This is a genomic window from Providencia sp. JGM181 (assembly GCF_018257375.1).
GTDB classification, from domain to species: Bacteria; Pseudomonadota; Gammaproteobacteria; order Enterobacterales; family Enterobacteriaceae; genus Providencia; species Providencia lanzhouensis.
In genome coordinates, this window is the sequence record NZ_JAERJY010000269.1 from 1 (window position 1) to 1,294 (window position 1,294).

Annotated in this window: 1 protein-coding gene and 1 pseudogene; one reads left to right on the top strand and one right to left on the bottom strand. The window is 37.0% G+C overall.

All coding sequences use genetic code 11. The annotated features are described in order from the left end of the window. A pseudogene (locus tag JK188_RS17430) lies at positions 1–240 on the top strand (FidL-like protein); the annotation flags it as partial. Positions 241–387: 147 nt separating this feature from the next. Here JK188_RS17430 and JK188_RS17435 read toward each other — a convergent pair. Continuing rightward, positions 388–1,242: an MrpH family fimbial adhesin gene (locus tag JK188_RS17435; protein WP_211887904.1), complete on the bottom strand. Its 855-nt coding sequence runs from the start codon at positions 1,240–1,242 to the stop codon at positions 388–390. Between the last annotated feature and the right edge of the window lie 52 nt (positions 1,243–1,294).

The window sequence follows — 1,294 nt, forward strand, 5'->3', positions numbered from 1 at the left end:
CGATTAGATCGTGCTATTTATTTTTCCTATACACCGGTAGATAAAAAGGGTAATTATTTAATTGTGATGAATTCCTCATCAGTGACAAACTCTGACAGCACCCCTAATGACGTATTCACCAATTTCATCCAATTAGAAAAAGACAAAATAAAATATTATGTAAATGTGACTAGAATGGAAGATAATGTTTATATTTTGAAGGATGAGGCCTATTCTGCCTTCACTTGCTATGTTGAATAAGCATAAAGTTTAATAAGTTCTATATTAGAAATGCATATTTTAGAGTAAATAAAAAAGATTAAAAAAAAGCCTACCAACATTTACGTTTAAGTAGGCAAAACCGTCAACATGGGAAAATGACGAATACAAAATTCTTAACGCTTTACATCATGGAATGGTCATTACCAGTGTAATAACACCACTAAAGTTACCCGGCGCAACCGTACCATTCGTTTTTAATACAGATTCTACTGTCACAAGCTCATTCGTATTTGCTCTTGCATTGATAATCGTGCCAAACCAAGCTGGTTGACCGTTCAATGTCACTCGTGACATCAATTCACCATTCGGACGTAAATACACGTATTCCTGCAACACGTTTGAAGAAACTTTTACAGGCATGTTTTGATTACAAACAATAGAGAAAAATCCGCGTTGTGAATCTCCATTCAGATCACTGGCATTCAAAGATCCATGATCTAATTCGAGTCGATTATTTGCCACATAATTAAAGTAGCATTTACCCGCTGGTGGTGGTGCAATACCACAAATTCCACCAGGTAACATAGTTCCGTAGGCGTTAGACTTCGATGCTTTTAAAAAGATCCCGACACATTCATCGGTTGTTATGGATCCAGAATGTCGACTTTCCCCTCTTCTTGGAAACGAAAGACCACATTGGCTTTGAGCCGCATTAATAATGGCTGACATAGAAGTATATGTGGCAAAGTTAATACTACATTCCCAGTCAGTACGCGTACCACTCCCCCCTGTATCCTTACCTGAGTGTAAGTGGTTGATAGAAAAGTAACAGTTCTTTGCTCCTGCGGCTCCTAATACAGACACACAAGGGTTACCTTCTGTCGAAGAGCTCGCGCGCCAATAATCCATTTGGTAATAATAAGTATGGCTACTCCCTGAAGAAACAATATCTTCAACATATGAGAAATAGACCGATGCATAGCTAAGAGAGCTTATAAAAAGCAACGGTATTAATAATAGACTTTGAATTCGTTTTCCCATTTCAGTTCTCTTTATATACTTAGTAAAATTTAGTTAGATCAAAGAAATATGC